This window comes from Paenibacillus periandrae, assembly GCF_022458865.1.
GTDB classification, from domain to species: Bacteria; Bacillota; Bacilli; order Paenibacillales; family NBRC-103111; genus Paenibacillus_S; species Paenibacillus_S periandrae.
This window is the reverse complement of sequence record NZ_JAJNMU010000003.1, coordinates 335,961-358,972: the sequence shown is the minus strand read 5'-3', so window position 1 is coordinate 358,972 and position 23,012 is coordinate 335,961. Positions and strand designations below refer to the sequence as shown.

General features: G+C 45.9%; 20 protein-coding genes and 1 pseudogene. 3 read left to right on the top strand and 18 right to left on the bottom strand.

Annotation, left to right across the window (positions count from 1 at the left end):
* Positions 1 to 90: 90 nt before the first annotated feature.
* The 9 genes from LRL21_RS06540 to LRL21_RS06500 all read right to left on the bottom strand — a co-directional run bounded on the left by LRL21_RS06540 (position 91) and on the right by LRL21_RS06500 (position 13,971).
* Positions 91 to 972: a carbohydrate ABC transporter permease gene (locus tag LRL21_RS06540; protein WP_240414946.1), complete on the bottom strand. Its 882-nt coding sequence runs from the start codon at positions 970 to 972 to the stop codon at positions 91 to 93.
* A gap of 16 nt (positions 973 to 988) precedes the next feature.
* Positions 989 to 1,930 (bottom strand): ABC transporter permease, encoded by a 942-nt coding sequence (locus tag LRL21_RS06535; protein WP_076229955.1) that lies wholly within the window; start codon positions 1,928 to 1,930, stop codon positions 989 to 991.
* An 87-nt stretch (positions 1,931 to 2,017) separates the two neighbouring features.
* Positions 2,018 to 4,825 (bottom strand): hypothetical protein, encoded by a 2,808-nt coding sequence (locus LRL21_RS06530; RefSeq protein WP_240414945.1) that lies wholly within the window; start codon positions 4,823 to 4,825, stop codon positions 2,018 to 2,020.
* 29 nt (positions 4,826 to 4,854) lie between these two features.
* Positions 4,855 to 5,943, bottom strand: a complete 1,089-nt coding sequence (locus LRL21_RS06525; RefSeq protein ID WP_240414944.1) for a mandelate racemase/muconate lactonizing enzyme family protein — start codon at positions 5,941 to 5,943, stop codon at positions 4,855 to 4,857.
* A gap of 44 nt (positions 5,944 to 5,987) precedes the next feature.
* A complete protein-coding gene (locus LRL21_RS06520) occupies positions 5,988 to 8,123 on the bottom strand; it encodes a beta-galactosidase (protein ID WP_240414943.1) in 2,136 nt (711 codons plus the stop codon).
* A gap of 168 nt (positions 8,124 to 8,291) precedes the next feature.
* On the bottom strand, positions 8,292 to 9,848 hold the full coding sequence (locus LRL21_RS06515; protein ID WP_240414942.1) for an extracellular solute-binding protein: 1,557 nt from the start codon (positions 9,846 to 9,848) through the stop codon (positions 8,292 to 8,294).
* Positions 9,849 to 10,075: 227 nt separating this feature from the next.
* A complete protein-coding gene (locus tag LRL21_RS06510) occupies positions 10,076 to 12,409 on the bottom strand; it encodes a helix-turn-helix domain-containing protein (protein WP_240414941.1) in 2,334 nt (777 codons plus the stop codon).
* Between the two features lie 259 nt (positions 12,410 to 12,668).
* The gene (locus LRL21_RS06505; protein ID WP_240414940.1) at positions 12,669 to 12,908 is read right to left on the bottom strand and encodes a hypothetical protein; all 240 of its coding nucleotides are present in this window, start codon (positions 12,906 to 12,908) and stop codon (positions 12,669 to 12,671) included.
* Between the two features lie 760 nt (positions 12,909 to 13,668).
* Positions 13,669 to 13,971: a P-loop nucleotide/nucleoside kinase family protein gene (locus LRL21_RS06500; protein WP_275900619.1), complete on the bottom strand. Its 303-nt coding sequence runs from the start codon at positions 13,969 to 13,971 to the stop codon at positions 13,669 to 13,671.
* On the opposite strand from LRL21_RS06500, the gene LRL21_RS06495 reads away from it, so the two are divergent.
* Positions 13,963 to 14,424, top strand: coding sequence for an N-acetyltransferase (locus LRL21_RS06495; RefSeq protein WP_240414938.1), 462 nt, complete (start codon positions 13,963 to 13,965; stop codon positions 14,422 to 14,424). The genes LRL21_RS06500 and LRL21_RS06495 overlap by 9 nt on opposite strands.
* A gap of 132 nt (positions 14,425 to 14,556) precedes the next feature.
* On the opposite strand, the gene LRL21_RS06490 is transcribed toward LRL21_RS06495, so the two are convergent.
* The 3 genes and pseudogenes from LRL21_RS06490 to LRL21_RS06480 all read right to left on the bottom strand — a co-directional run bounded on the left by LRL21_RS06490 (position 14,557) and on the right by LRL21_RS06480 (position 17,616).
* A complete protein-coding gene (locus LRL21_RS06490) occupies positions 14,557 to 14,973 on the bottom strand; it encodes a GNAT family N-acetyltransferase (RefSeq protein WP_240414937.1) in 417 nt (138 codons plus the stop codon).
* A gap of 254 nt (positions 14,974 to 15,227) precedes the next feature.
* Positions 15,228 to 16,474: pseudogene (locus tag LRL21_RS06485) on the bottom strand (IS4 family transposase); the annotation flags it as partial.
* A 212-nt stretch (positions 16,475 to 16,686) separates the two neighbouring features.
* Positions 16,687 to 17,616, bottom strand: a complete 930-nt coding sequence (locus LRL21_RS06480; RefSeq protein ID WP_240414936.1) for a zinc-binding dehydrogenase — start codon at positions 17,614 to 17,616, stop codon at positions 16,687 to 16,689.
* A gap of 115 nt (positions 17,617 to 17,731) precedes the next feature.
* Between LRL21_RS06480 and LRL21_RS06475 the strand changes: the two genes are divergently transcribed.
* On the top strand, positions 17,732 to 18,628 hold the full coding sequence (locus LRL21_RS06475) for an MmyB family transcriptional regulator (protein WP_240414935.1): 897 nt from the start codon (positions 17,732 to 17,734) through the stop codon (positions 18,626 to 18,628).
* A gap of 308 nt (positions 18,629 to 18,936) precedes the next feature.
* On the opposite strand, the gene LRL21_RS06470 is transcribed toward LRL21_RS06475, so the two are convergent.
* The 5 genes from LRL21_RS06470 to LRL21_RS06450 form a co-directional block, all read right to left on the bottom strand.
* Positions 18,937 to 19,254 carry a hypothetical protein gene (locus tag LRL21_RS06470; protein WP_240414934.1) on the bottom strand — a complete coding sequence of 106 codons (318 nt, stop codon included), beginning with the start codon at positions 19,252 to 19,254 and terminating at the stop codon, positions 18,937 to 18,939.
* A gap of 27 nt (positions 19,255 to 19,281) precedes the next feature.
* Positions 19,282 to 19,533, bottom strand: a complete 252-nt coding sequence (locus LRL21_RS06465; protein WP_240414933.1) for a hypothetical protein — start codon at positions 19,531 to 19,533, stop codon at positions 19,282 to 19,284.
* A 309-nt stretch (positions 19,534 to 19,842) separates the two neighbouring features.
* The gene (locus LRL21_RS06460; RefSeq protein ID WP_240414932.1) at positions 19,843 to 20,535 is read right to left on the bottom strand and encodes a stalk domain-containing protein; all 693 of its coding nucleotides are present in this window, start codon (positions 20,533 to 20,535) and stop codon (positions 19,843 to 19,845) included.
* A 120-nt stretch (positions 20,536 to 20,655) separates the two neighbouring features.
* Positions 20,656 to 21,183 (bottom strand): DfrD/DfrG/DfrK family trimethoprim-resistant dihydrofolate reductase, encoded by a 528-nt coding sequence (dfr, locus tag LRL21_RS06455; RefSeq protein WP_240414931.1) that lies wholly within the window; start codon positions 21,181 to 21,183, stop codon positions 20,656 to 20,658.
* A gap of 159 nt (positions 21,184 to 21,342) precedes the next feature.
* Positions 21,343 to 21,921 (bottom strand): NAD(P)H oxidoreductase, encoded by a 579-nt coding sequence (locus tag LRL21_RS06450; protein ID WP_240414930.1) that lies wholly within the window; start codon positions 21,919 to 21,921, stop codon positions 21,343 to 21,345.
* Positions 21,922 to 22,167: 246 nt separating this feature from the next.
* Here LRL21_RS06450 and LRL21_RS06445 point away from each other — a divergent pair, with 246 nt between their 5' ends.
* The gene (locus tag LRL21_RS06445; RefSeq protein WP_240414929.1) at positions 22,168 to 22,539 is read left to right on the top strand and encodes a winged helix-turn-helix transcriptional regulator; all 372 of its coding nucleotides are present in this window, start codon (positions 22,168 to 22,170) and stop codon (positions 22,537 to 22,539) included.
* Positions 22,540 to 22,630: 91 nt separating this feature from the next.
* Here the strand turns inward: LRL21_RS06445 and LRL21_RS06440 are convergent, their stop codons facing one another.
* On the bottom strand, positions 22,631 to 22,981 hold the full coding sequence (locus LRL21_RS06440; RefSeq protein ID WP_240414928.1) for an SDR family NAD(P)-dependent oxidoreductase: 351 nt from the start codon (positions 22,979 to 22,981) through the stop codon (positions 22,631 to 22,633).
* Between the last annotated feature and the right edge of the window lie 31 nt (positions 22,982 to 23,012).

Genomic DNA, 23,012 nt, shown 5'->3' with positions numbered 1-23,012 from the left:
TGTGCTTCCTCTGAATGTCCGCCCAACCTTCAATTTCAGTCTGTCCTTCCATGCTGAAGAAGCCCGATGTAGATCGAGCTTCCTGATTTGTTATCCCTTAACCGAACCGAGCATGACCCCTTTGGCAAAATGCTTTTGCAAAAAAGGATAGATGACCAGAATCGGCGCCATCGACAGCATGATCGCAGCCATCCGAATCGTTTCCTGCGGCAGTGTCCTGTCATCGCCGCCAGCCCCCGCCTGACCGACCCCATTGGAATCGGAATCGATCACCAGTGTTTTGACGAGTACCTGCAGCGTCCATTTTTTGGAATCGGAAATATAAATCAATGCATTAAAGTAAGTGTTCCAGTGGGCGACTGCAAAGAACAGCGTAAACGCGGCAATCGCAGGCATGGAAAGCGGAATGACAATCCTTAAAAATACCCCCAAATCCGTGCAGCCGTCGATTCTGGCCGAGTCCTCGAGCTCGGAGGGCAGCGATTCGAGAAAGCTTTTGATCACAATCAGACTCCAGGCACTGGTTAAGCCCGACCAGATCAATGACCAGTACGAATTGAGCAGCCCCAATTCCTTAATCAAAATGTAGCTCGGTACGATCCCCGCATTAAAAACAAGCGTGAAAATGACGGCGCTCAGCATGATTCCTCGCCCGGGCATGCCTTTTTTGGTTAACGCATATGCAAGCGAGAACGATACCACGACATTAAGCACCGTCCCGACCACGGTTATAAACGTTGTACTTTTTAACGAGTTCAGAAAGCTGTTGGTCGACAAAATGTATTTATAAGAGATCAGTGACCATTTTTCCGGAAAAATATAAAATTGCAGCGGCACGTACACCTTCGGATCTGTAAAGGAAACACTGAACACATACAGAAACGGAAACACGCACACCGCCGAGATGATCCCGAGCAGGGTGTAGTTCACCCAATCGAACGACGTCAGCTTTTTACTGGCAACAAAGCTCATAGCAGGTATCCTCCCCTCAATAAATGCCTTCGTGGCCGAGTTTTTTGACAACATAATTGGATACCATGACAAGTACAAGGCCGACGAAGCCCTTGAACATGCCTACCGTTACCCCTGCACTGATCTGTCCCTTCAAGATTCCGTGAGTATATGCATACGTATCGAATACCTCGGAAACGGACAGCACCAATGGATTTTGCATCAGCAGCACCTGCTCAAAGCCGATATCCACCATATGACCCAGTCTTAAAATCAGCAAAATGATAATGGTCGGACGAATCGCCGGCAGGGTCACATGCCAGATTTGGCGCCAGCGTGAGGCACCGTCCACAACAGCTGCTTCATACCGCTGCGGATCGACGCCGGCCATGGCTGCGAGGAAGATGATCGTACCCCAGCCTGCTTCCTTCCACATATTTTGTGCGGTGATCATCCCCCAAAAATAGTTCGGGTTCGTTAGAAAGGCCACACTTTCGCGACCTGATCCGGTAATCAGCTTGTTCACAATCCCTACATCGGTAGACAAAATAAAGAAGGTCATACTTGCCACCACAACCCAGGACAGGAAGTGGGGCAAATATACGATAGACTGATTAAACCGCTTGAAGGCTTCGTGTCTAACCTCATTCAGCATAAGCGCCAGGAGGATCGGCAGCGGGAACATGAACACCAGTCCGATCAGGTTAATCGAAAACGTGTTGCGCAGCATAATATAAAAATTGTTATCTGAGAACAGCGATTCAAAATGCTTGCCGCCAACCCACGGGCTGCCCCAAAATCCGCTGAACGGATTATAATCCTTGAAGGCAATCAGCAAACCCCACATCGGCACAAATTTGAATAAAATAAAATACAGGACACCCGGCAGTGCGAGCAAATACATATATTTGTATTGCAGCATCCGAATTCCGAGCCGTGGCCAGAATCCGGTTACCTGCCGTCTTTTTGTAAGTTTCATGTTGGCCAATGCATTAGGCTCCTGCATATGCAACACCTCTCTTCATTTGGGGAATATCAAACGGCAACAGCTCATGCTGATACCTGCTTAGGCCATCTGCGTAAGCTCATAATACGGCTGGTTGGATAAGTCAGCGTCAAACCCGGGTACAAGCCAAGCGTGACTCCGCTCATCTTGAAGCTCAAAATAATAAACTAACGGGTACACGGAATCGGTATATGCAGCCGGAATTGTAGCTGTAAGCAAACCATCTTTCCCAGACATAGCTACAGTCTCATAAGCCTCAGCTTGATTGACATGACGGTACAACAAGGTCACCTTCACACCCTCTACCGACCCCAAGAGCTTGACACCAAGCTCCACCGGAGCACCCTTGCGATAATGCACAGGGGACACATGCTCGCAGGCTGGACGTAACTTAGCTGAATCAACCACGGCTGTGGGGAAAATATCCGCATAAGCTAGCGCGTCAGGGTAATGACCTACGGTCACCGCTGCGGGGATAAACTCCTGAATGGATGCAGCTTGCGGGATGAACGCTTCCGCGGACGGAGCTGCTGATGCCGCCGTGTCTGTTCCCGTTTCTGCATCTGCCGCTGCTTCAACACCGCTGAGCAGCTTCGCGTGCACCTGCTCCATCACGGCGATATTCGCATCGATGCCTTCCAGACGGTCCGCCCAGCTGCCACGCATGATCTGTACGTGTCCGTATACCTGATCAGGCTGATAAACATCCTTCGTTGTTTCAACTACCTGCTCCCAGGCCGTCCTCGCTGACCGATAGCTGCTGAGTGCTTCCTCCAGACGTTCCATGCTGCCCGTCCGTTCGTGCCAGGAGTAGGCAACCGCAGCACGCAGCTTGTGTGCAAAGAAATGCCCAAGTCCCGCTTGTGCAGCCACATCGATAGCCAGCCTGCGATATGTTGCTTCCGTCGAATCTCCCACCAGCGATTGCGCAGTGCTAAGATGCTTCTCTGCCGATACAGCCATATCGGACAACCGGTCCGCAACCTCGAGTGGTGTCATCTTGCCGCTGCGTTGATTGCGCAGGCAATCGTCAACAAAGTCATCGACCCGGTAAAATAAAGCCGAGTCCAATGGACTTACCGAACCAAAGGTTTTCGGTGCGGGTGTATCAAAGTCATAGGGCGACGGTTCCCCTGTACTGACAATCGTCTGGTCCGTATAAATTTCAGGCCAATAGACATTGTTAGCTGCTGAAGGCAGATGTGCAGTCGTTATTAGCGGCAGGATACGTCCGGCATAAGCTAGCGCCTGTTCGCAATCAGCCGCTGCTGAGTGAAACTGCTGGCGAAGGTATCGCTGCCACACCTCTGGCTCTGTATCCGGGTTGTACAGCAAGCGTCCCCACAGACGGTAATAATACAAATATTTTTTCCATTCCTGTCCATCTAACTGAAGGGTGCTGTCCAGATAAGGCTCACGCCCGCCTTCCTTGCCGCTGCCCTTGCGTCCTTTGAAGGCAAGCGGCTCGCACAGCTCGACGCCAATGCTGCCGCAGAAGCTGCCGCGACGGCTGTAGCCGGCTGCCATCGCCGGATCGGCCCACAGCAGTACTCTTTGCGTGCCTGGCCATATGCGGTGGAGCACACCGTATGAACGGCCTTCTTTTAAATAGTCGCCATAGCCATAGCGGGTAAATCTACGGTAGGTCGCCGTAATGGACATCAGGTCAGGACGATCCGTGCTCGCCACCGGAAGCTCCCAGGGACGAATTCCAGCCTGGTGATAAGGCAGGCCCATATGCTCCGCCCAAAACTTCGGAGACAGCACCACCGGCATGCCGGTATCAAGGAACAGCTGCAGCATCTGATCATCTACACCTTTGGTGTGCATATCGATTTCGACAGGTCGTCCGCAAGCCTTAACGCCGCTCATAACGACCTCCCAGAACAGATGGGCCGGTTCAGGAATGCCTCCCTCGTAATGGGTACGAATCGTCACGCCGTCGATTTCCGGGCACGTTTCCAGCAGCAGCTTCAGCGCATCACGGCAATAAGCGGCATGGTTGGATTCGTCGATACCTGTAATGGTGTAATCAGAGTTTGGACTATCCTCCTGCACAAAGGCATGTGTCCAGATCCCCAGCTGAAAATGGATACCCCTTCGCTTGGCTTCCCTGCCGATATACTGCAGCGTCTCCAAATTGCGCTCCATTTCTCCATCAGCCAGCTCTGCCGCACGAACCTCGTAGCCTGGCACATCCAGCAAATATGGATAGGCAAAGCAAAAGTAATTGTCCGTTACATTCGGATTATGCCCGTAATCGTAGCCCATTCCTAATGCCAAATGGAGCCGGTTAAAACGTTGGCCTGCCAGCTCGGTCAAATATTCATCCCAGAACGCCAGGTCATAGAACCATGGCTTATCCTCAACCTCACTTACGAATAAACGGTTAATACTTCTCACCTTGTTATGAGGCTTATCGGAATAGGTTTCGACAGCTTGAAGCGCGGCCGCCGGCTCTTCGCTATAAGCAGCACGGTCAGCCAGCTCAAGCAGTCCATAGACGAGACCATTTGCGTCCACACCGATTACCGTAATGGTAGTTCCTTCGGCTGTTTGATTATTAATGATACTAAAGGATTCCGCAGCTTCCGGAGCTTCGATACTGTGTGCTCTTAGCAGCTGCTTGGACACGACTGAATCCGCTCCCGATACCTGAATATGAATGCTTTCCGGTATAACCTCGAAATCGGCAGCCGTATCGACGGTTGGTTTCAGGCTTGTATCGCCTGCATGGCTCACCTGCAAGCCCTGACGGGTTAACACCGTTTGCAGTTGGGTAATCGCCCAGCTTACCGAATCATGGGTTGTCAAGGAATCGGAAGCGTCATATGTTATCGTTACGGATACTCCGTTTATTTGCGTCATTAGTGAAAAATCTCCTTTATGATCAAATTTTAGATTTGTGAAATCTGGTAATCAGCCTTCGCCAGCCATTCGGGGTTAATCGTAACGCCCCATCCCGGACCATCCGGTACCTGCACCTGTCCATTGGATACCTGCAGCTTTGAAGTGAATAGAGATTCTGTCCATGAGTCCGACTCAATCGAATATTCCATAAAGGTGCCTGCATTTGGAATTGCAGCAACCATGTGCATCGTGAACACCGTCACCATCGAGTGATTAGCCGCATGCGGCGTGCAGGTCATTCCCGCGTACTGGGCCATTTTGGCTACTTCCAACGCCCTGCTTAAGCCGCCTATGTAGCAAATATCGGGTTGAACGATATCAACCGCATGCATCGAAATCATTCTTTTCCAATGAGCCATATCCGTATCCTGTTCCCCGCCCGTCACTGCTACGTCGAGCGCATCGGTCACCTGCTTCGTCCATTCCAGCTCTGGATAAGGACAAGGCTCCTCATAATGGCATACCCCCTGCTGCTCCAGCATCCTTCCGACCTCAATGGCACGGCGAGGCGTAAACCCGCTGTTCGCATCGACATACAATGACGTATCGTCACCGATAGCCTTGCGTACAGCAGCTACCACCTGCTCTGTTCTGCCCGGGTATACATCGATATCGCGTCCAAAATTGTTGCCAATTCTTATTTTAAAAGCACGAAAGCCCTGCTCCGCTTGCAGCCTTTGCAGCCGCTCCGCTTCGTCGGATGGTGAAATGTTGCGTCGCATACTGGAGCCGTACACATCGACAGCACGCGGCTTCCCGCCCAGCAGCTCGCAGACGCTAAGACCGGCGCGCTTGCCGTGAAGATCCCATAATGCCGTGTCCAAGCCGCCAACAGCTCTGCAGACATAAGACCCGGGAAATTTGTGCTCCCCCTCCACAGCCTTGTCAACCAAATCGGCAATCCGTTCGGCATCAGCCCCCAATGCGTAGGGAGCTATCTGCTGGTGCAGCACCATTGCCGATATATTGGCGTGGTATGTCGCCAGCTGACCATAACCCTCGAAGCCATCATTGGTTTTCACCCTTACGATACTGATATTTCTTGTACTAAAGGTTTCGATGCTTTTAATTTTCATATGAATCCTCCTTAAGCCAATTTCCATTTCTTTGGAAACTCTTGTTAAGCTTTATCCGCTGCTTTTAAACGGGCAACCCATGCATCGCGTCCGGGTATCGTCAGCTTCAGTCTGGTGCCCTGCTGTGACCACTCTTCGGTTCCCCAGTATACATGCTCCGCGTTACAGACTCCCCAGGCTTCGGATAGCTCAAGCTCGACGTTTTGTGCTTCCCTATGCGGGTTTACAGCCCAGATATACAACGAATCGCCGGTTCCCCGCGACAATCGTACCTGCAGCTTCGCATTGGATCGTGTTACATGAGGCTGTATCTCGGCCCATTCCAGGACCTTGGAAAAGTACTGCAAATTGCCCTCATCGTGCGTATGATAGTAGGCTGCTGATGGAAAGGAGCCGACAAGCATCGTTTTCCCTTTGCGATAAACATGCTCGACGACAGCGGCAGAGCCATCCGAATATTGTCCGATCACCTGACCTCCGGCTGACCTGTACGATTGATTGTAAATGCTGCCTCGCACCTGAACGCCGCCAAGCTCAAAAGAAACAGTATCCGAGATATCGGGCATAAATTCCACATTGTCCTCCACGGCTCCGAAGACCTGATCCAGTCCATGGTTAGGCTGCAGCGTCCCGACCTTGCCACGATCTCCAAAGTAGGCTGGACATCCTTCACTGATCAGCGTACCGCCATCAGCCACCCACTGCTGCAGCGCCTCCGCTTCATGACTCCCAATCATCACGGGATAAGGCCAGTAGAGCACACGGTAATTGGCAATATCCTCGATATGCACCCAATCCGCTTGAATCCCCTGATCAAAAAATCCCTGATATGCTCCCCACATCGCCTGCTCATAAAAAGCGTTCTTGCCTTCACGGTTTAACAAATAGTCGAAAACCTGCGTATCGGGTACAACCAGAATACCGATTTCCCCCTGTACGGGAGCGGATTCGAGCAGCTCACGCTGCTCAGGGGCATTAGCCCACTTGGTTATTGTGCTGGCCATATCGGAACGCGGTGTCCGTGAGCCGTCCATCGCATAAGGGCCAAACGCGCCAAACAAAGGGCCGTCCAGCAAAGGACGCCAGCGTGGAAAAAGCACGCCTCGCGCGCCTCCGGCCAGGGTAATCATCTGCCAGATGCGGATATCCTCCGGCTCGGTGACCCGCCCGTCATCCTTCGCCCGTCCGATAACCTGCGGCTGAAGCCACAATGGACCACCCTGCGTCTCGGCATGCCAGAAGGTTTTACCGCGCGAGGCTGCGCGTGTCAGATCGACAGCATGCCATTGCTTCCACGGCTCATTGCCCTTGCGCGAGGCGACCCAGGTGAAGCCGTACAAATCGACCTTGGAGGCAGCGAGCCAATCATCGGCCCCCATAGACGCCATAACGTTAATGCTCCCCGCTATCCCATGGGCGGTGATCAGATTCTTATCATCCACGCTGCGGATCAGATCGACCCGCCACTGCATATGCTCATAGAAATTGTGCTTGGTAAAATGCAGCCAATCGATGCATTCCGGATACGGTCCCAGCTGCTTGGGCGTCTCTACCTGCTCCCATGCGGAATAGCTGTACCGGTGCCAGGCCTTGTTCAGCGCCTGCAGGCTTCCGTATTTATTTTGCAGCCATTCGTGGAACTTCGCCTTTGTATAAGAACCGTGACACACCTGCGGTGAATAATTGCATTCGTTCCATACGTCATAACCCGCCATCGCGGGATGATCCTTATAACGAAGCGCCAGTGCTGTCAGAAACTTGCCAGCCAGCTCCCTGACTTCGGGACAATCCAGGGAAAGCACGCCCTGCGAGCCTTCGCCGAAGCCGCCGCTTGAGCTGCTAACGCCCATTTGTGTGCGAAGCGGGGTGCCGTCCGCCTTCACATAGGCAGCATATGCATATTCATAAGCGGCCCATTCCGGTACCGATGTAATCATCTCTGCAATAATCGTCTTGATTCCATGCTCGGCAGCCAGATCCATATGCCGGTCATAATCTTCCCAGTCGTATACGCCCTTCTCTACTTCGATGGCTCCCCACATAAACCAGTGACGGTTCATATTCATTCCGTCCTCCTGGGCTACGGCATAATCACGTTCCCAATCTTCCCTTGGCGGGTTGGATTTGCGAAAATAAACGGCGCCGTAAGGCAATTGAGGCAGCTTGCTTAATCCTGTCATGGTTCCCCTCCTGCATGTATTATGGGAGAAATTCACAATCGCGCAACACATCTTTATCAGCTTCCCAAGAAAGTAAAAGGAACGGTTCACACTTCGGGAATGCACTACCCTACCTATGTCCCGTTCCTGCATCGTCTATCAAAAATCCCAATTGCTCGCTGCCGTTAATTATTTTCCAAAAAACTCTTTGTATTTGGCGGCAAACTCTTGATACGATTTTTTAATATCCGCATTCGTATTCAATTTGTCTACATAACTCTTGTATTCATCCATCGAAATTTGTCCAACGATCGCTTTAATAACCATCGACTGCCACTCTTTTTCATATTTCGGCCATGTTGTTGTCCACGTATCCGAGTAAACAACGTTGAATAAGTTCATTTTACCTACCTTGGCAAAGACTTCGGTATCCTTGATTTTGGCGTCATTGTAAGCTTTAGGAGCAGACGCATTGAACACCTTCATAATGTTGTTGAATGCCATAGGGAACGGCTGGTTTGCATTCGTTGTGACTTCCTTGACTCCCAGATCGGTAAGCTGAGGCTGTCCATCCACCAACTTGTGATGCACACCCTCAATACCGAAATAGTTGAAATCGGTGAATTCTTTAGTCGTAGTCGTGTTGAAGTACTCCAGAATTTGCTTCACCTTAGCTTCAGGTACCTTCTTCGAGATATAGAAAGCTCCGAAGAACGGCGGCACCAAGGCGACGCTCACTCCGCCCGGCCCTTTCATTGGCGGCAAGGTGATAACATTCGCCTCCGGTTGGACTTTCTTGATGTCCTGCTCCCAAGAGAAATCGCGCCAGATATTACGGGTATAAGAAGCCGCACGTCCGGTCGCAAACATTTCTTCAGCCTGTGTTTTCTTGATTGTGGAAAATTCCTTCGCCATAATCCCGTCAGCGTACTGCTTGCGGAACCAGTCGATCATCTGCGTATAGTTGGGAGTCAGCGTTTCCTTGATCAAACCGCCATCTTTATCAAAAATCGGATCAAGTCCGCCGAAAGCTGCCAAGTAGGAGGGATCTCCATCTGCGACCAGGAAGCCATGACCGAGAATACCAATCGTATCCTTCTTGCCATTGCCATCGAGATCACTTTCAACGATTTTTTTCAAGGCTGCCGTGTATTCATCAAGCGTTTGTGGAATCGGCAGATTTAATTTGTCCAGCCAGTCCTTACGCATCTTGATACCGGGATCGATATTCGGACGGTTACGGGCTACGCCGTATATTTTGCCATTCACCTTCATGTAGTTCCAGACGTTCGGATCGGCATTTTTCTTGAGGTTCGGGTATTGGCTGAAATCGCCGAGCAGAGGCGTCAAATCCCAAAATGCGCCTTGATTGATCGCATTCAGCAAAGTTGGACGGGTCGCCGATTGGGACACAATAACCTCGGGAAGATTGCCTGAAGCCAGCACCAGGTCGAATTTGGTATCATAGTCACCGGATGGAATCCACTCGATATCGAGCTTGCTGTTTGACCTTTTTTGGAACTCCGTCCAATATTGGTCGGCCATATTCGGAACCTCGGCAAACGATGGTACAAGAAATTGAATTTTTACAGGTTCGGCTGCGGCAGGTTTATTCTCCTTTGCCGTATTTGTACTCGTACCTGTTCCTGTCGCAGCAGGAGCGCCGCCGGTGCAGCCAGCCAATAAGCTGATAGATAGGACAGGAGCTACTGCCCAGCTGACTTGTTTACGAAATGATCTTTTCATGTTAACCCTCCTAAAAGTTTGTAGTTCCAGATGCCTCACGTTGTTTCATGATGCTTCACGGACTAACCTTTACGACCAACCCTTGGAAAGCCTGATGGCTGGTAGCGCTTTCTTTCCATAGCATAGTTGCAAATTGGCGAACAGGTAAGAGACAAATCTTTTCCTGATTGGGATTTTGCTACCTCAGGTCAATAATTGTCTCTTTGGCCTGCCAAATGTCTGTTTCCTTATCCATTGCGATTTTCCGTTCTGTACACACCTGGAGTCATCCGTGTCAGCCTTTGAAATACGCGGGTCAGATTGCGTTCCGAATATCCGATGATCGCCGCAATTTCACTGATGCTTTGATCCGTCTCCAGCAGCAGCCGTTTGGTTTCTTCAACTCTGCATTCCACGACAAACTCCAAAAAGTTGATACCCATCTCCTTCTTGAACAATCGGCTCAGGTAAGAATGGCTGATACCCATCCGTTCCGCGCAAAGCACCAGAGAAATATCCTCTGTACAATGCTCACGAATATATTTACATACCTGCCGGATCACGGATTGTCCTACATTGTTGTAGTAATCCTCTGTCAGTTTTTTGTAAAGTGGAAACAGCACCTCTACAAACCAATCTGTAATTTCCCTTGAGGTATGCTTGCTTTCCAGCTGGCCAAACAGGTTGTGCTCAAGAATATCGAGTATGCTGCCCTCTTGCTTCTCCAGGGAGGTAATAATCGCCGAAACCAGTACGTAATAGCTCTGATGAATAAAGTTATACGATTGTGAAATGTTAAGCGCTTTCGAAAATCCGGTAAGTGACTTCTCCGCTTCCTCAACCTCTCCTTTGGTCAAAGATTCGATAATCGCACCTTCCAGCTCACGCGGATATCTGAAAGCGGAACCGGTTTTGGAATTTTCCAGATCCTCAATATGCAGGATGGAGTCGGAATCGTGATAAATCCGGTACTGCAGAGCCAGCTCCGCTTCCTTATATGAAACCGGAACATCGGCAATATGCGAGTAGCATCTGCCTATCCCGATAGAAGCATCAAATGACAAATAGTTTTTTAACGATTCACGAACCGAATTGGCAAATTCAATCACTCTATGATGCAGCTTCATCTGCTCTATTTCATTTTTCCACTGCATCAGGGCAATCCCTTTACCTTGATAAGGAAAAACATATCCATTCAAATGAGGACTTTTTCCCATCAGCTCCTGCATGACGTTGGTCACGGCAAACGCTACAATGGGCTTGTCTCCCGGCAAAAACCGCCGTTCCTTATATACATTTTCCACCTCAACCACCATCACCACATAATAGGAATTGACGGTTAGCCCGTAGGTGTCGCAATCCTGAATTAACGATTCACTGCGGATGTAATCCCCATCTAGCAGCTGCTGCAGGCAACGCTCCCGCAAGGTTGGTTGAATCTTCTCCATATAACTGCCGAGGTACTGCGTTTCCTTACTTAAATAGTCGATACATTCGCGGATGTAGTCCAGCTCGTTGTCCTTGCTTTGAACCTTGCCTGCACCGACCGCTTTGCTGTGCTTGATTAATTGCTCAATAGGACTGTAAGCCCGCTTCGTACTGAAATACGTAATCACCACAGCCAGAGCAATCAGAAACAAAACGGTCAGCATCGTAAAGGAACGAATCCATATCAGTCTTTCGGTAATGCTCTCCTCAGGCACAATTGCCACATAGGTGCGGCCGAATACACTTTTCACATACGAATAATGTACACGCTTTCCATTCAGGCCATCATCATAAAAGCTGTCGATCGTGCTATCCGATTCGCTGATCTTGTGCAGAGCCGGCAGGCTTGAGAGCTTGTCTGCATTCATGAACGTATGCTTGCCCGTAAGCTTCGGGTCCGGATAATTGACGAAAACCAATTCCTGCCCTTGGGACATAATCGTCGTATCTGCCTGCAAAAACTTGCTGACCACCTCCGTTTCAATCTGAAAAGCTATGATTCCCTTTGAAGGGGACTTACCTATTACTGGAAGTCGTCTGGCAAAGGTCAGGTAACCTTCTCTTTGGCTGGACGGCAGGTAGCTCCAACTGGAGATCGCCTCCTGCTTCATGAGCAGTTTAATATCCTCCTTAAATTTATAGTTATCTATATCAATCGTTCCGTACGTATTGGACACAACAATATGGTCAATGTCATTATAAAAATAAATTTCGTTAATAAAGTCGGTAGCGTTCTTCGCCAGTGTAATTTTCGTTAGCAGCTCATGGTGCCAGACTAACGGATTATCGGTTACCCGATTCGTGAATAGATCATAAATGGCCGGGTCTGCTGCCAGCTGCAAGGATTCCTTTTCAATGCTTTGCAGGATGCGTTCCGCTCTGTCCTTGAGCAGCACAAGAGAGGATTTGCTCTCATCCATAATTTCACTTTTCATGCGCTCCATCGACAGGTTATAGTAGATCATGCCCGCTAACCCGATCGGAATACAGACAGCCAAACAGCCGATCCATACAAAACGGTGCATATATTTTCCGCTGCGGCCCGCTTTTCCAAAAAACAAATAACGGGTCCATGATTGAATCCGGTTCGCCATAAAGTCCTCCTCTGGATGAATCTATCAGGTACATTCAGTATACGGCATCCACCTTAAGGCGATAACGGACAATTCTTGATCTATGCGTCAGAAGCGCATGAATACAGCTTCCATAACAAGTATTGTCACTTGCAATATATAAAAGGTGTCGATTCAGATCACCTCCGAGCATAGGAAATAAACCTTAGGAAATGTGACTCGCATCTATCGGTTCGCTTGTGAAATATATAAAAGAGGTTGTTGAGAGGGATATCTACGATTACATGAATAACAAATTCCAGTAAGGCAGACCGTTAGTTCCGTCAGTTAATGGTTCTTTTCCACCCCATGTCCTGCCCCGATCCGTACTTTCACACATCACGATACGGGTGTAGGAACGATCCTTGTGGTGAGTGCACTCGGAGAATACGCAGATCAGCCTGTCGCTTTCTGTCAGCACAAGATCCGGCCATGCTTCATAAATACTATCGTCTCTACTTACGGTAAATTTGTTGATCATTTTAATTAACCCCACTCTTAACCTTTAGTTGATCCCAGCGTCTTTATTCAAAAACTCAGCATCGATAGTGGCATATAAGTTTCATGTAACATCCTGCACATGGTGGTGAAATGTGGTATAGTTGGCAATGCCGTAAACATCAATTTTTGCTTAATCGATAGCGTTTTCATTATATATTCACGCTGATTTCTCAACAATGAGACATCTTTAACACTTTGGTTAGACATTCTAAACTTGTTGCTTTGTGAAAGACTTCTACTTATCTTACCTTTGCATTCCTATTACTCTATCCAGATGTTTCGTATGCAGGAATTCTTAGTTAGAATTTTAAAAAGCGGGATAAAGCTGTACTTTCTTATTTCTAAGTACTGGCCAAAATTAAACTGAACGACATTATTCTCACTATTTTAAATATTAAAATTTTCCCTTTAGATTTACATCGTTTTTATACAAAGACATTTAAAGGAGCTGCCGCGGCAACTCCCTTTTTACTTACAATTTTAACTTTTCCAGCGAATGCTCAATCTCGTCTTGCGTGATACCAATATACCTTTTTAATGATTTCAGAATGTAATTATAGGTATGAATAATCATCTTTGTGATGTGTGCTTGTAATTCTTGTCTTTATAATAGGTCGATATATTTAATATACAATACTTCACTTTTTTCAGTTGGGTAAACTCCCACAACATTTCTTTTGCGCTTATCTGTAGCAGCCTAGTTGATAGTTTTGTTCAGCTATCGTATCCGTTCAATCGTCCTAGGAATCAAGTTCTTGTGATGAAGGTGGTTCAAAAATCTTTATCCATTCTTTAAGCTTTGCTTCAGGTATGAAAAAAGTTCCTTCTTTATGCATATCATTTCTAGCTTTTAGACGTTCAAATAACACTTCTTCAGGCACATCAGCAAAATGAATTTTAAAGCCAGCCCCTAGGTTCTTGGCTCTGGACCGAAACTCGTCTCGTTGACTTTGAACCCAGCATCCGAAATCCAGAATTACATCAACACCAAGAACTAAAACTCTAGCCGCCACGTTCTTATAGGAGGCGTTAATATGTATCAAATTAGAAGGGCGACCATGTCTGATACAAATCTTATGTATAACCTTATTAACAAATACGCTGATGAAGGAAAACTACTACATAGAACACTAAACTCAATTTATGAAAACCTTCAATGCTTTTATATTGCAGAGTCTAATGGGGAAGTTATTGGAACAGTCAGTCTGCATATTTTAGATAAGGAACTTGCAGAAGTACGATCACTAACTGTTTCTTCAAATCATTTTGGGATGGGAATCGGGTCAGAACTTGTTAAAGTAGTCGTCGATGAAACAAAAAAGTTAGGCGTTAAAACACTTCTATCTTTAACCTATCAAGTAGAGTTTTTCAATAAATGTGGATTTAAAAGTATTGAGAAGAGTAGTTTGCCTATGCCTAAGATTTGGAGAGATTGCTTGCACTGTTCAAAATATTCCAATTGTGATGAAATTGCTATGGTTATAGATGTATTCTAAATTGCCTTGCCAATTAGTTGAATAATATGATATAAACTGCTCAATCGCACAGCCAACCAGTTTGTAAGAGTGAAAGCTTCATTCATTAGAATGAATCATTTCCTTTGTGCAATTCATATTAATCCTTTGAACTCATTTAATTAAGCTCATGTAATTGGTGGTTATTGGAACTTGTTTAAACCCCCATTTTTCGTAGAACATCACTTTATTATCTGCGCAAAATAAATCAACGCGTTCGATACCCTTTATTAATGTACTATTAACGACCGCTTCGATTAGCAACCTTCCAAATCCTTCGCCTTGGAATTGTTTCAAAACGATAACATCATATATCGTTGCTCGGAAAACGTAGTCTGTCAAAACTCTCGTAAATCCTATTAATTGATCTGATTCAGAATCACATAAACCAAATATATACGAGTTATTAATCATCTCTCGAACTTGATCACTCGTTCTTGTTTTTGTCCATGACGCTTCATTGTATAAGTTCATTAAATCTTGAAAATGCCTTTCTGATAGCTGATTTACAATATAGGTGCGATTCATCATTTTTCTTCCTTTTCAATATATTTTAAGATCTCACAGAACGTGTATTTACAAACTTTGCAAATATCCTTAAATTATTCGCGAAGTGATCGAACTATCCTGCCGTTTAGCTTATTGAAAAATAGAGCAGCTACCGCTGAGCAAACTGCTCCCTGGTTCGTTTCACTAACGTTCTTCGATAGCCTAATGAACAGGTTAATTAGCCCTCATTTCCGTTTGGTTCAATGTCGTATTGCCACTCCGTATCAAAATAGCCTCTTCGAGGCGACTTCTTGAATTAGCCCGAGAAGTTGTTGCAGCGCGACCGCCCAGTCGAGTGTGCCCACTTCGTCGCACAGTAAATAAAACAAACCACCCAACGTGCGCGAATCTGTGCTTTGTCGGTGTTGCCAGGCGAGCAGAATATAGCGCGAGAACACTAGTGTGGCTGACGAGCAAGTCATATGAGCGGCCTTGAAACTCTTTTTGCAGATGAAGCAGCGACTTTGCACATTTAAAGAATACCTCGATGTCCCAGCGCATGCGGTAGATTCGGATGATGTCCTGAGCGGCCAAACTCAGGTCGGTCGAGAGAATAGCCAGCCATTCGTTTTTCTTGGAACGATGACGAACAAACAAGATCGTCACCGAGATTCCCGGAGCGAGCTGTGTCCGGATCAGACGAAGAATGTTGCGGTTCTTTTCCTCAACACGCGGCGCAATTGCGTAACAGTTCCTTAAGGCTGAGCCGCTTTCCGTTCACGAGATAGCGTTTGTTATCGTTTTTCACCATGCCGATGACATGCAACTTGTGCCGAAGCCCTTCTGCAATCAGCGGCGCATGCGTGAACCAGCTGTCCATCAGGACGTACGAGGCCGAAAGGCCGGCTTTTATCGCACGATCCAACATGTCCGCGATCACCTGCGGAGCCGAGCCCAGCGCTTCTTGCCGACGCTTGTATCCGTGACTGCGTTTGTCGATGCCGTCCGACATGCCGTTGATGGCGGACTTTGAGGAGCTCAGCAACGCAAAGTCCACAGGGACAAAGGAATGGCCGTCGGACCAGCCCATGGTCAGCATGCGGAAGCCTTTGTAGAACGCGCCGGTCGCATGATCCTTGAACCGTGCCAGCATTTCCACCGCTTTGCTGAGATTGCGCTCAAACATGGAATCGTCGAAGATGAACGCGGTGTCTCGGTTCACCGAAGTCAACATTTCCATCCGCGCAATCGTGTCACCGCTCAGCGACAGTAAAAATCGTCGCCAGGCATAGCTGCTGTGATTCAAGAAACGGTATACGGCATCTTTACCGGGAAATGGCTCGCTCTTGTTGCTCTCCAGAAGTCGAAACCAGTTCTTCTGGTGAAACAACAATACAAACACAAGACGGAATAAATCGGTGCAGGCAAAACCGAATTTCTTCTTGAAACCCGCGTCACGCAGATGTTTCATCACTTTCAGTTCCTGAAAAGCTGGTTTGATTTCGTTTGGTAGTTGATCGAAAGATTGCTTTTGGTCTATCATAGAGAAGACACCTCTTCTGTGTGGTAGTGATTGGTCGCACTCTCACTTTACCAAACGAAGGGGTGTTTTTCTATTTACGTCAAGCCATGGATCCCAACACCCTCAAATCCGTACAATATCTGCGTTCATGCCAATTTTGACTCTGCGAAAGTTGAGTTAGTAGTATCAAAACGGAGTAGCAAATACGTGACATTCTGTATTGGCAAGTATCTCTAGATCGTAAGTACTGCTTTACCCATAAATTGGCGATCTATCAATTGATGTGCGACTGCGTCAATTTCCTCCCATGGCCTCTGCACCTGGATTATGGTTTGTAATTTCCCTTTAGCAACCAATCGTGCAAGCATGGCAAGATCTGGCGCTGGCTCGTGGCGGTTGATTTCTTCACCTAGAAAAAAGCTATACAGTGTTCTTCCGCTCAAGCCGAGAATATTCAAAGTTGTGTTTTCCGATGAGGAATGACCCAGTGAAACGCAGATGCCTTGGGGGATTAACTGAGGAAAGAGAGCGGCGAGCGTATCGCCTCCTACAGAATCAATGATAAAATCGTAAGGTCCATTAGCGGAAATGGCTTTTGTCATATCATCCCCGACAAGGACTTCATTTGCCCCAAAAGTTCTAACTTGCTCCGCCTTTGACTCGGAGCGGGCAACGCCAATCGAGTAAGCACCTGACAAGGCGGCCAATTGATGAGCGAATAATCCGACTCCCCCGGTTGAACCTGTTATCAGCACTCGCTTGCCGAGCAGCAATCCCCCTTTGCGTAGAGCGTTTAAAGCCGACAGACCAGCGACAGGCAATGAAGCGGCTTGTTCAAAGGTAATCTCGTCGGGAATTTCAGCTAGAGTGACGGCAGAAACCGCTATTTGTTCTGCCCATGCTCCTGTGAGCAATAAACCGACCACGCGACTTCCCTTCTTAGGCCCTATGCCGCTTATTGCTTCTTGCAGCACAATACCGGAAAAGTCCCAGCCAGGCCTACTGTTCTCCTGACGCCTAATCGCTTCGCTGACCTCGCCGCGATTAAGCGAGAATGCTTTTACCTGTACGATAGCCTCCCAAGGTTGTGCTTTTGGTGCTTCGACTTCTTGGATAGTAAATGGTTCCTTATTGTGCGGATTGACAATAACGGCACGAATCATGGATAATACCCTCCTGTTTTGTTGCTTGGTTTATGTTATGTTGTGAAGTATACTCGTAACAAATACATGTTCCAAGTGCTAAACTACACCTGATTCTTTGAAAGGAGCAAGCATCATGTCGGCATCGAATCACGCCGCAGAATTAATGCGTGTCTTAAATATGATTGAACTACTTCGAATTCAGCGACAGCAAGACCACTTAAGGGCTTCTTCCCAATCCATTAAGCGATTTACCCAACAGGAACTCAATGATGAGGTTTGTGGAACTTACAAAAATTTGTTGATGGGGCGTTCTCGACGATTGCCTGAACGTCAGACATTGTTGGACATCGCTGATTATTTGGCATGTACAAGCGAAGAGCGGAACGATCTTCTTCTATCCGCAGGATATGTGCCGATTCCGCAGCATTTGGCCGAGCGGCAATTAGAACGGGTTCTCGATCAAGCTAGGTCGATGATGCATCAACTGCCTTATCCGGCGATGATCGTAACCGATATGCAGGATATTGTCGATTCTAATGACGCTTTTCGGGAACTGTTTGACTTATATGATTCCTCGTTTGCAGCCGATAAGATAAATAAAATCGATCTTCATTTTAATGCTGAGTTGCCTATCCGCTCTCGTTCTTCATATGATGAGCAATCACGAGCTAGGTGGGAGTCCCATGCGATTTACGGCATTCAGGCCTTCAAGAAACACCATCCAGCTTTATTTGTAGACTCTAGGTATGAGTGGCTTCATGTCATGATGGAGAAGTATGTGGATATTCGCAAGTTTTGGAATAGAGAACCATTGACTGCAGAGCAGGATTTGGAGACAGCTAAATATTTTCTTGCACGACAACCCTCTTCCACTGAATTGAGGCCAATACGCTATAACCAACTACACCTTGCGGTGACCGAACAAGCTTATCCACGAATCGAATTCTTTATGCCTGCTGATGAATCTGCACGACGCGTGTTTGCTGCATTGGGTTGTGCTGTCGATTATTCATTAAGAAGCTCACAATAAAGCCCGCATCATGTTGACAGAATAGATAATGAGGTGTGTATTAAACAACAGTAGGAATGGATCGACGTAAACACGGCGAGGAAGAGGAAATTGAGCGATGCTTCAAGGAATACTAAGAAGGCCAAACGAGTTGTCGTTTCAGCGGCTACTATTATCGATTGAAAAAGACCCAAAGACCGAAGGACACCATTTCTTCAATTTATAAAACAAAAAGAAACCGTTTCTTGGTAAAATGGTGGTACCACTCAACCATTTACGAAAGGAACGTTTTTTTGTTTTATTAACTATAAATCAGTCAACTCCAGCACTTAAGCGACTATCACTAAAACATCACCTGAGTTTAATTCGAGACAAGTTCTGAATGCAGAATCATTGTCTCTTTCCGCATAAACTGTATTGATGTAAAATCCCTCACCCCATGGCTCTTTGATGGGGATGTGAATGTCATGTACACTGCTAAACCTCATTGTTAATTGGCGTGACAGAATTTCTTCATGTATGGCTGTTCTCAGTTTAACTTGAACAATTTGTTCTTTGTATTGAATCAATACAAAATCTATTTCAGCATCATGGAGATAGACGTTTGCTAAATCTTTGCAGTTTTCAATGTTAAACTGATTCACCATAATACACCTCCTGATAAACTTGCTCCATTAGGATTTTCTATAATCTTTTTCTATTGCATACTGAAATACTAATTTATTATCTTTGAAGAAATATATCCTTTCACATTCTGTACAACGCCAAGCATCATATTGTGGCTCTGCATCATATATGTCAAAACCATTGCTTACCTTTTCACGTATATTTTCCCATTCTCTGTCTGTAAACAAAATAAGTTGTATGTCGTTCGGGCAAATTGAATTTGCTAGAACTTTGCCACAATCACATTTAAATGTAGCCATAGCATATCCCCCTAGATTTGAATAAAATTTCTCTTTTATTAACTTATTCGATTATACCTTTCATACCAATCTTGTCTGTGGTGTTTTATCAATGCCAATGCTTCTGCAAGTGCAATTCTCAAACCCAATCCACTCCTTTCATCCTCATGCTAAATTTGACGCTTTCTTATGTCATAAAGTTCCATCAGTTACTCATAGGGGGTTCCAACTATGCTTTTTACAGATTACTAGCGTATTGCTTAAAGAAGCTGCTGGCATCGTCGCGCGGCAGCTTCTTGTCGTATTTTTATTGTTATTGCAGTCTTCTTATTAGGTGACTCTGTCATCAGACGTGCTTCCATCAGGACTCAAGCTGTATAAGTAAACGTGTTTATCTTTAGGGTTAACATAAGATATCGAATACATATGCAACTTGTTATCTCTCCATTCAATATATATATAAGCCCCAATTTTCTTGTTAAGCAGAGCTTGTTGATCAATAACATGATCGGCATGATCGGGAAAATGGTCTTCACGATTATAATCAGGTACTTTCAAGTATTCATATTTCCAATAGGAGTCACTTCCATTTTCCGAATCACTATTTTGTGCGCTCTCAAACTTTTCTGTAAATAATGCGCTTACCTCGTTTTTCGTTAATCCTAACTTTAGTTTAGATTTGATTTCATTGATTTTTTCTAGTATGGCTTGATCTTTTTCACTAATACTTCCATCCGTAGTTATGGAGATGGTCTGCGTTCTATCATCCCACTTTAGTTCTCCACCCATTACTTCAACGACTGCCTTTGCAGGTACATAAGAGGTGCCATCAAGAATTATGGGAGACAGTGCTGCGCCCTCACTATCTCTTGGCGCCCATTCAACATCATCGACCTTAAATTTAATGTCATGATTTATGTACGCTTGGATGCTTTCCACACCCCTGGAGCCTGCAGCATAACAAGTAGCGCCAAATGCAAAACTGCAGACACATAAAAGTAGAAGTTGCTTTAATTTAATCACTTTCCCACTCCTTTATATCCAAAAATTATTCCATGATTTAGACGGAATTTATTAGGTGATTGTTGCGTTAAACTGCCCTTTAGCACAATGCGGCTGCCGATCTATGCCAGCAGCCGCGTCTTAGTTGTTTATTGAGCTATAGGTACTCGATTTGTTCAACAAGTTTTTTCTCTCGTATACATGAAAAAAATAATTGTAAGGATTTTTTTCATCTTTAATCCCTTTTTCAACAGATACTTCTTTCCATTCATCAAAATCAACTATTGGGAAAAATGTATCTCCTTCGAACTCATGATGAATTTCTGTAACGTACATCTTCTCGACATATGGCAAGAACATATCATAAATCTGTTCTCCACCGAAAATAAAAATCTCTACTTCATTTTCACACAACTTAAATACATCTTCGATTGATTGGGTAATTTCACAACCCTCAAAGCTAAAGTCCTTATCTCTAGTCAAAATAATATTCCTTCTGTTAGGTAAAGCTCTTCCGATTGATTGTAGGTTTTTTCTACCTAATATGATTGGATGTCCTTTTGTAGTGTTTTTAACATGTTCCCAATCACTGGGTATTCTCCAAGGAATGTCGTTGCCCTTGCCTATTACTCTATTCTTATCCATCGCAACAATTAAAGAAATTATCAATATAACCACATCCTTTTAACCAATTTTACTATGTATTGTTTATTTCTTAAATGAACTTCCTTGTTAAACTAATCTCACTTTAGCATAGCGAAGGCTGCCTCGCGGCAGCCATTCTAGATTTAACTATCGTTCCCAGTCAATACCTACATTTCCGTGAGGCTACTGTTCCTTGGCATAATTCAAACCTAAGTGATAAGCTTGGTCAAGCAGCATCTCATAATGCTTGGGATTGGAATCCAAAGTCTCGTATAAAAAATTAACCTTTGAATTGGAAACACCGCAATAATCTGCAATTCCCACATTGAGCAAATGAGTAATCATTTCATCATAGTTACGCTTTTTCATCTGTTCTTTGGAAACGCCTGCCAAACCAATCCACAAGACATGCTGATGATGAAGCTGGTTCGAACCGTATGCAAACCCATTGTTCCATACACGGTCAATATAACCTTTTAGCATGGCTGGCAAATGCCACCACCAAATTGGAAAAATAAATGCTAAGGCATCATGCTCCTTCATGCGCCTTATTTCCAATTCCACCTCAGGAGAAAAGGACTGTACTGCAGCTGACAAATCAGGTTCATCTACTCCTTTTAAAACAGGGTCAAAGCCAATCCGGTGTAAATCCAATATCTGATAGTCGTGGCCGGCCTCGGCAAGACCTTGTACGAAACGATCGGCAACCTTAAAGGTCAGAGAATCCTCTCTCGGGTGCGAAACAACGATTAATACTCTCATACTTGTATCTTCACTACCTTTCTCAACAACCAACTTGTAGCCATTATCAATGGCTGATGCTATTATAAACAGTATTAAAATAATCCGGAAGTACGCACTTTCAAGTTCTATAGGATGTTACAGGTGCCATAGGAACATAGAAGTGCCCTAGATATAGATGCCCTAGAAACTTACCTGAACAACGGAATGAATGAACGAATGATATGTTCCTAGCAAAAATACAGCCTTTTAACGGAGGGTTCAGTGATGACTGAAAAGAGGGGAAATAGCGTTCAAAAGAAGTATAAAGTTGGTGTGGAGGCGGCATTAGAAGTAATGGGGGGGAAATGGAAGCCTTTAATCATCTATCATTTGATGACAGGACGGAAACGGACGTCTGAGCTTCGACGGTTAATGCCCGGCATTACGCAAAAAATGCTGACCGCTCAACTAAGAGGCCTGGAAAAGGATGAGATTATTGCACGAAAGGTTTATAAAGAGATCCCACCTAAAGTGGAGTATGAGTTAACTTCCTACGGCTGGGGATTAAAGCCCGCGCTTGACCAATTATGCTATTGGGGAGAGGATCACCTGGAAAAGGTCCATGGTGACAAATCTAAGGTTTTAGAAGAGTTTTAAGGCTGTACAAAGTAAATTTTGCACTGCAGCTCCGCTTAATCTGATACCGTCATTTCATCTGCCACATTCGTTACCATAATGCCCTTGATCGTTATTTTACCTGGAATCTTGTACGCCAAAAACTCTTGTCCTCTTCCTCTTTGGTATCCGTAAAAGAACGGGAGAAAGCGCCAGGCATACCAGCGTTATTGATCAGAAGCTTCAGGTCAGGATAATTCTTGTTGAGCGTATCGGCTGCCTGTTCGATGGTTTTCAAATCGCTTATGTCGATTTGTACAAATTCTACGTCTAACCCCTTGGAAGTTAACTCGGAAACGGCTGCTTCACCCCGTTCGGCACTGCGTGCACCAAGGACGACTTTCCAGCCTGCTTCACTTAACTGCTTAACAATTTCAATTCCGATTCCTTTATTTGCTCCGGTTACAAAGGCTGTCTTTTTCATGCGAATCCTTCTTTCCCTAATTTGATTTTTC